This window comes from Nitrosomonas aestuarii, assembly GCF_003046585.1.
GTDB lineage: Bacteria > Pseudomonadota > Gammaproteobacteria > Burkholderiales > Nitrosomonadaceae > Nitrosomonas > Nitrosomonas aestuarii.
Map to the genome: position 1 here is coordinate 1 of NZ_QAAE01000035.1, position 7,651 is coordinate 7,651.

General features: G+C 54.0%; 7 protein-coding genes. All 7 read right to left on the reverse strand.

The annotated features are described in order from the left end of the window. Positions 1-189: 189 nt before the first annotated feature. From trbJ to C8R11_RS15495, 7 genes are read right to left on the reverse strand one after another with little or no spacing between them, the layout of a single operon-like run. A complete protein-coding gene (gene trbJ, locus C8R11_RS15465; protein ID WP_107796477.1) occupies positions 190-987 on the reverse strand; it encodes a P-type conjugative transfer protein TrbJ in 798 nt (265 codons plus the stop codon). Next, positions 984-2,405 carry a TrbI/VirB10 family protein gene (locus tag C8R11_RS15470; RefSeq protein WP_107796478.1) on the reverse strand — a complete coding sequence of 474 codons (1,422 nt, stop codon included), beginning with the start codon at positions 2,403-2,405 and terminating at the stop codon, positions 984-986. The genes trbJ and C8R11_RS15470 overlap by 4 nt, the downstream gene beginning before the upstream one ends. A gap of 12 nt (positions 2,406-2,417) precedes the next feature. Then, entirely contained in the window at positions 2,418-2,930 is a 513-nt protein-coding gene (locus C8R11_RS15475) for a conjugal transfer protein TrbH (protein ID WP_244907729.1), read from the reverse strand. Continuing rightward, entirely contained in the window at positions 2,930-3,835 is a 906-nt protein-coding gene (gene trbG / locus C8R11_RS15480; protein ID WP_107796479.1) for a P-type conjugative transfer protein TrbG, read from the reverse strand. Before trbG ends, C8R11_RS15475 begins: the two co-directional genes overlap by 1 nt. Before the next feature lie 11 nt (positions 3,836-3,846). Further along, positions 3,847-4,635, reverse strand: coding sequence for a VirB8/TrbF family protein (locus C8R11_RS15485; protein WP_107796480.1), 789 nt, complete (start codon positions 4,633-4,635; stop codon positions 3,847-3,849). Continuing rightward, complete coding sequence (locus tag C8R11_RS15490) at positions 4,632-7,169, reverse strand: VirB4 family type IV secretion/conjugal transfer ATPase (protein ID WP_107796481.1); 2,538 nt, start codon at positions 7,167-7,169, stop codon at positions 4,632-4,634. Before C8R11_RS15490 ends, C8R11_RS15485 begins: the two co-directional genes overlap by 4 nt. Next, positions 7,166-7,477 (reverse strand): conjugal transfer protein TrbD, encoded by a 312-nt coding sequence (locus tag C8R11_RS15495; RefSeq protein ID WP_107796482.1) that lies wholly within the window; start codon positions 7,475-7,477, stop codon positions 7,166-7,168. The genes C8R11_RS15490 and C8R11_RS15495 overlap by 4 nt, the downstream gene beginning before the upstream one ends. Positions 7,478-7,651: the final 174 nt, after the last annotated feature.

Genomic DNA, 7,651 nt, shown 5'->3' on the forward strand with positions numbered 1-7,651 from the left:
TCAGGAAATGCATCTGTAACTGACCATCTCTTGGCCGGAGGCAAATCACTCAATTCTTTCCTAGTCTCTTTAAGCTCAAGCTGCCCATCCCCATCATTGAAACACCCCGACAACAACGCCAAAGCAAGCAAACAAACCACCAGACCAATCAACTGAATATTTTTCATGACGTTCTCCTTGAATAAGTAATTAAAATGCATCCCTGACCGACCATTTTTTACCGGGCGGCAATGTTTCCGGACTCAACCGCCGGGTCGCCGCTTCCCGCCCGGCCTGCCACATGGCACTCTGGTCCACTTGTGCCTGGTTTTGCGCATTGATGGCGTTATGCTGCGCAATCAAGAGATGACGGATCTGCAGCAACTGGTTGGATTGATGCGCCGCCAGCTGATTGGCGTATTGCAGCGCTTCCATTTGTCCTTGCGCAGTCTGCGTTCTTTGCTGCAGTATCTGCAATTGTGCGGCATCAAGCGGAATCTGTTGCGAGTGATGGTCCAGGCCGCGCAAAACAGCGTCATTCGCACTTTTCTGTGCGTCCGTACTGGCTTCCTGTCCCTGCTGCAATAACTTCCAGGCTGATTCGGTGCAATTACCCTGCAAATTAAAACAGGGTGAACTGCGATAGTAATTGACATTGCGAAACTGTTGCAGATAACCGTCCAGGCCGCCATAACGCTGGCCGTAGTAGCGAATGGTATTGGTCATATGCATGAGCTTGTTCATGGTGTACTGTGCCTGCGCCCAGACATACGCCGGCGGCGCCAGGGTATTTCGGATCATGTTCTCGTATTGCTGCAGTTGTGTCTGGTACTGCTGGATCTGCTTCAATGTTTGAGATACATTCTCGATAGCGGCAACGGTGGTTTGTCCCATATTCGCAGCATCAAAGACAGGAATCCCCCCTGCTTTTGTATTGCCTGAACAGATCAGGATAAACAACAGGGCTGTGAGGATTGTTTTCAGAACGGTACCGGGGGTTTTTATCATGGGTAGTCACTCCTTGCGTAATCAAACGATTCCCAGGGTCTGTTAAACACCATGTCTTTGGTTACGATGATGTTGAAACGATACCCCGGCCTGATTTCCAGTGTTGGCGAAATATTCAGGTTCTTGCGGATAAGATTGGCCGTGACCAGCCCCAGCTGCTGGCCGAGCGACTGACTCATGATACTGCCCGCATTCTGCCGCCCGAACGCACCACCTGCATCGCGCTGGCTGTAGGCCGCACCGGCCACGATCGCGGACATAATGAGTGCTGAACCAAAGATGCGCAGATAATGATTGTTTACCTGGTCTTTAAAACCCGCGTACCCTACCCCGTTTGCACCCGGCATGGCGCCGATATCCATGGTCTTGCCATCGGGGAAGATAATGCGCTGCCAGGCAACCAGGACCCGTGCCTGGCCGAACTCGACTTCACTGGCATATGTGCCCACCAGGCGTGAGCCCTGTGGAATCAAATGGTGCTTGCCGATTGGTGAATCGTAAATGTTCTGACTGACCTGCGCCATGATCTGACCGGGCAGACTTGAATTGATACCGGAAATCAAGGTGGCCGGTATTACAAACCCGGTCTGCAGAATATAGGGTGATTGCGGTTTTCTGACTTCGCTGTTCAGACCCCAGCGATCATCTTCGCCGTCAAAGCGTGCATAATCATTGGCGTCAGCCGCACCCGGATCATTTAGCAGCATCGGCGTATCGTCGATGTCACTGTCCATACCCAAACCTGCACCCGGACCACCGCCCTGCCCCATTCTCAACTGGGCCAGGCGCGCATGATAGGCGGCAGTCGGATCTTCGCGCAGATTGGCGTCAATCTGCTGGCGCACTTGGGCGAGTTCTGCCAGTGCCTGTTCACGCGATGGCGTGCCGGCATACGTGGATTCAGACGATGATGCCGTACTTCTGGGCGCAATGACATTGACGTTTGTTTTGGCCTTGATTGCTTCTTCCAGCTGCTGGCGTTTGAGCATGCGGATATGTTCGAGATCGGCCTGGCGCGATGCGTCATTTGCCGGCATATCCGGCGGCATTGGCGGCAGATCAAGATCGACTGGTCGCTCAATCATAATCTGTGCGCGCAGGTTCTGCTCAGGCAGTTCAGGAAATCCGGGCGGCTGCGCTTCTTCAGCCCGTATTCTGGGTTCAATAATGCCACCGATATAGTCTTTGGCGATTAGTGATGCAAAATGACTGCCCGACTGCACATCATGACCGTCTGCATAGTCATTATCGCTATACTCGGTTGCCCGGTTCATCGCCACCACCATCATCAGCAGCATGAATACCAGCATGATTGCACCAAAGATATAGAGCGGCAGGTTATTGACGCGCCGCACGCCTATACTTTTACCAACCGTATCGGGCGAAGTATCCGCTGATAACAGCTTGTCCGTTGACATCCCCTGCCCTCCTTATTGCCTGCGCACCCAAAGACCGGCCGGCGCAATCTGTTCCGACTGCGCTACAAATGCGCGCGTCAATCGCTGATCGTCAATCAGAATGCTGAGATGGTACAAATCATCCGAATGATCGATAATATAGCGCAGCGTCAACCCGGAACGACTGACTTGTTCAGTGACCTCAACCGGATTATCTGCTGTCTCTTTGTCCTGCTCAGGATTGAGCGCAAAGATTGAGCCAGCCGGTACTGCCTCATTGACCGCATAGCCCTGCACGCGCAGTTTTTCCAGTAAAGCTTCGCCAAACGGATCGGTGGCGGCATGCTGCATATCAAACCGGGTGCTGGCAGGCGGATAAAGCCGCGCAATCTGACCTGCGACGTCTTCAGCCATTACTGCACTGTACTGACCAAACGCCGGTGACGGGTTCTGGATAAAACTGCCATACGGTGGTGTTGTGACACAACCTGTGAGTAGCAGAACAGGCAGAAGAATGAATCTGAAGACTGGTAATCGTGGCATCATCAGTTCCCCCGTGTAATCGTGACACGACTTTGATTGCCGCCGACACCTGCAATCAGGACCGCCTGGTCAAACACCGTATCCACAATGTAGCGATCGCCCTGCAGCCGGTAATTAACCATCACCGTGTCATCTTGTTTGAACAACCCCCCTTCCCTGTTGAGCAACAGCAAAGTCGGCGCTTCAGTCTGCGCCATGATTTTGGGCATCTGGATAATGGTTTTGTGGCCGTCGTTATAAACGCGTACCGGTTTCCATACCGCACTGCCCGCAACCGAATAACCGAAGTCGAGATTGCCCAGGTATTCACCGGTCTCCGGTATCACGCGCGATTGCCTGACCGCCATTGCACGATTGTCTCTGCGCTTGATCGCGTCCCATTTGGCCAGTGCATCTTCCGGATAGACAAACCCGACTCTGGGCATGAAGTCACGCCGATGAGAGCGCAGCCGCATGTGGTAGGTGCGCCGGTTGGTCGTCACCACCAGCGAAGTCTCAAGCCCCACATCCAGCGGCTTTATAATCAAATGCTGTACTTCCGCTGCACCCTGCCCTGTAATCGCCGGCTCTATCAGCCAGCGCGCCTGATCGCCCAGGTGAATGGAATTGACCTGCTCACCCGGTTGTAATTCGATATCGCATACCTGCAACACCGCGCAGACGATGCTCGGCTGCTGGGACCCGAACAGAAAGCGGATCGAGCCGTCGGTACCGGCGACCGGCTTGACGCCCTGCGCATTGTTCGCCTGCCATTTTTTAGCAATGGCAATGGCAATGGCTTCACGTTCCTGTGGCGTTAACTGCGGATTCTTACCGGTAAAGTAGGCTTCGGTCAGATTGCCGGCCAGGACTGGCGTAATGATCCCAGTGAGCAGGGCCAGCGCAGTTAAGGGGATGAAACGTTTCATGATGGGCCTCTCTACGATTGCTTCGACCAGGAGAAATCCTGGATAAAAATACCGAGCGGGTTGTTTCGAATCTGTTCTTCGGTGGTGCTTTGTGTTGGCGGCCGGTGATAGACTCGAATCAGCGCGCGCATCTTGAACGGCTGTTCAATCAAATGCCCCTGCCTGTCATACACCTTTTCCAGCCAATCGACCTGCCAGGTCTCAATTGATTGCGGAATTACCGATATAATGTCCACACTGACCGTCTGCGTTTCAGCTCGCTTGAACGGACTGCTGGCCTCGGTCCCGTTAAACCATTCGTTGGCCTTGGGTGTTGCCGCATCGTTGGTGTTAAGCATCGCATAGGCGCGGAAGATGGCTTTACGCTGCAATGCCACATCCGGGGTGACCATGCGCATGTCATTAATGAATGACGCCAGCGAAGCATGTACCACACGCTGATCGGCGATGGCGGCCCTATCGGCTCGGGATACCGCAATCGCTTCGCCAAGCTTGTTGACCTGCACCACATATGGGATGAATTTGGACTGGCTGCCGATATGAATCATGCCGCCGATACCGGCCAGTGCGATCAGCAGGCATAAAATCGCCAGCAGCTGCCACATGTTGCGTGAAGACTGCACTGAACGCATATGATCGTTCCAGGTGCGCCGTGCCGACAGATACGGATTATCGTTTTCACCGGCCCGGCGGCCACCTTCAATAAAACCGCCCTGCTCACTGGTTTGCTGATTGTTTTTGCCTGTCCAGTTGAACATGCCTGTTTTGATTTTTGTGGTCAGATCACCAATCGTACTCATGCCGCTATGCCTTGTTGGTTTAACGTAATACCCTTGATCGCCAGCCACTGCTCAACCCAGCCTTCGCCATAACGGGCGTACAGCTGCTTGATGGTGGCAATCGATTCCTTGTCGGTGGATCCCACAAACGCGAGTGCCAGTTCGCCCAGCGCCAGCGCGTATAACCGCCGCCCGTTCTCGGACACAGTGTAGTAATGCTGTTTGGGAATCGCTGTTGCCAGTATTTCTATCTGGCGGGCATTCAAACCCATGCGCCGGTAGAGCGCTGCGGCTTCTTCATCGCGGGCAAATACATTGGGAAGGAAGATTTTAGTGGCGGTCGATTCGACAATCACATCGAGAATGCCGCTACTGGCGGCGTCCGACAGGCTTTGGGTGGCCATCAGCACCAGGCAGTTGCTTTTGCGCATCACCTTGAGCCATTCACGGATCTTGGCGCGAAATGCCGGATGACCTAGCATCAGCCAGGCTTCATCGAGGATAATGGCCGCAGGCTGACCCTGCAGGCTGCGTTCAATCCGGCGAAACAGGTATAAAAGCGTGGGCAGTGCGTACTTATCACCCAGATTCATCAATTCCTCGATCTCGAAGGTGGTGAAGTTCGACAGCTTGAGTCCATCTTCCTCTGCATCGAGCAGATGACCCATCATGCCGTCAATGGTGTATTGTTTGAGCGCTTCGCGTATGGTTTCATCCTGAATCGTCACCAGGAAGTCAGACAGGGTGTGGGAACCGCTCTGGTGCATGTTGACGATAGCAAGGCTCACTTCATTTCTTTGCTGCGGTGTTACCGTCATACCGTTTAATTCCACCATCAGACAAACCCATTCCAGTGCCCAGGCGCGGTCTCCTTTGGATGTTAGAAACTGCAACGGACAGAACGCCAGTGATTCATCGTCGCCTGCCACGGTAAAATGCTGGCCGCCGACCGCCCGGGTCAATGGATACATCGACATGCCTTTATCAAAGCAGTACACCGACATGTCCTTATAGCGTCGCAATTGCGCGGCAATCAACGCCAGATGCGTGGATTTACCGGCGCCGGTCGGGCCGAACATGAAGGTGTGTCCGAGATCGCGCACATGCAGGTTGAGCCGAAATGGGGTGGCACCTTGGGTGACACAATGCATCAGCGGCGGTGAACTGGGTGGATACATCGGACAGGGTGCCTGCGCTTTGCCGGTCCAGATGGTATTGACCGGCATCAGATCGGCCAGATTCATGGTATTGAGCAACGGGCGGCGCACATTCTCCACACCGTGACCCGGCAGCGTACCGAGATACGCTTCCATGGTATTAATTGATTCAATCCGTGCGGCAAAGCCCAGGTGGTTGATGGCTTTTTCCACCTTGCGGGCCGCTTCTTCGAGTTTTGCGCGGTCTTCCATCATCAATACCACGGTGCTGGTATAGTAACCCTGCGCCACAAAGCCGCTGTTGGTTTCAGCGATGGCCGATTGCGCATCGACGGTCATACTTGCGGCATCCTCATCGATGACGCTGCTGTTTAAATGAAACACCTGGTCAAAAAAACCGCGTATCTTCTGTTTCCACTTTTTGCGGTACCTGTCCAGGCGCGATACCGCTTCATGGGTATCCAGAAAGATATAGCGTGTCGACCAGCGGTAGACAAACGGCAGTTCGGTCAATACATTCAACATGCCGGGCGTTGACCCCAGCGGAAAGCCTTCAATCGAAACCGTCTGCACGAAATTGCGTCCGATTCTGGGCACCACCCCGCCCCACATTTCCTGACCACCCAGAATGGCGTCGAGATACATCGGATTGGCCGGCAGCACCATCGGATGATCGCGCCCGGTAATGCACAGCTGCAGCCAGCTCAAAAAATCATCATACGTGGTTATCGAGCCGTCTTCATTGACCTGTTTGCGCCCTTTCAGCCGCGTCAGCTCAATCGTGCCCGACAGTCTTGACTCGAGATTGGCGCATTCACGCGCAAAATACTGCAACAAACCTTGCGTGCGTGCCGCATGGTCAGGGGTTTTACTGTCGTCATCGAACATCATTTCAACAAACCTGCGCTGCGCCAGCATCGGCGGCAGATACGTGAGCGACAACACATAGTAACCCTCGTACAGGGTACCCAGCGATTCAAAGTATTCGCGCCGCTCCTGATCAATAGCTGCCGATACGGGATCAGGATAGTGGGATAATCCCCTGCCGGCATACGCCGGCGCGGGTTTGCGCACTGCATCGACATGTATCATCCAGCCGCTGCCCAGCCGCGACAGCGCATGGTTGATCTGCCGGGACACCTGTTCGCGCTCAATATCGGTACTGCTTGCGGTATCGCTGCCTTTATACAGCCATGCGGCCATCAATGCACCGTTCTTGCCGACGATCACACCGTCGTCAACCACGGCTGCATACACCAGCAGATCGACAAAGCCGGTTTCTTTAGACCGGTGCTTATCGAGTTTGAAGGCTCTGGTCGTCTCGCGAATACGCATGAACAGCATCCACAGCAGCAATGCGCCGAGGATGGCAATCAGGATCGTGATTGCCGCAATCATTGGAATTGCCGCTCCATACGTGGCAGGTTGTCATAAAACGGCGTGCTGCGCGCCGGATAGTAGCGTTTGTAGTGAAGCTGGCGCAGGTAGACATGGCGCAGCATCGGATCATGCTTGGCCATCAACCGCAGCGCGAACAATGCAAAAATCCACAGTGCAATGCCAAAGATGGCGGTTTTGATTTCCATGGCCGCAAAAATCGAGGTGGCTGCAATCAGGATCGAGAACATCACCAGTTCGCGGTCACCACCCATGAACAGGTTCGGACGGTTACCGGACTGACGGATCGGAATGACGCGCAAAGCCATAAACACCTCCTTTTGAGTTGAGGATTACCAGAATGCTCGGTGCTTCTTAGATTACTTCCGGATTTACGACTGAATCCCCTTCCTGGATCGCGCTATTCGGAATCAGTGCGCCCTGGAACAGATTGGTCATGATGTTATTGGCGCCGATCAGTAACGCCATCACCAGCACGATAA

Bases quoted from the DNA above. Each gene is read 5' to 3' on its own strand.
- trbJ (WP_107796477.1), bottom strand. From the start codon at position 987: ATGATAAAAACCCCCGGTACCGTTCTGAAAACAATCCTCACAGCCCTG.
- C8R11_RS15470 (WP_107796478.1), bottom strand. From the start codon at position 2,405: ATGTCAACGGACAAGCTGTTATCAGCGGATACTTCGCCCGATACGGTT.
- C8R11_RS15475 (WP_244907729.1), bottom strand. From the start codon at position 2,930: ATGATGCCACGATTACCAGTCTTCAGATTCATTCTTCTGCCTGTTCTG.
- trbG (WP_107796479.1), bottom strand. From the start codon at position 3,835: ATGAAACGTTTCATCCCCTTAACTGCGCTGGCCCTGCTCACTGGGATC.
- C8R11_RS15485 (WP_107796480.1), bottom strand. From the start codon at position 4,635: ATGAGTACGATTGGTGATCTGACCACAAAAATCAAAACAGGCATGTTC.
- C8R11_RS15490 (WP_107796481.1), bottom strand. From the start codon at position 7,169: ATGATTGCGGCAATCACGATCCTGATTGCCATCCTCGGCGCATTGCTG.
- C8R11_RS15495 (WP_107796482.1), bottom strand. From the start codon at position 7,477: ATGGCTTTGCGCGTCATTCCGATCCGTCAGTCCGGTAACCGTCCGAAC.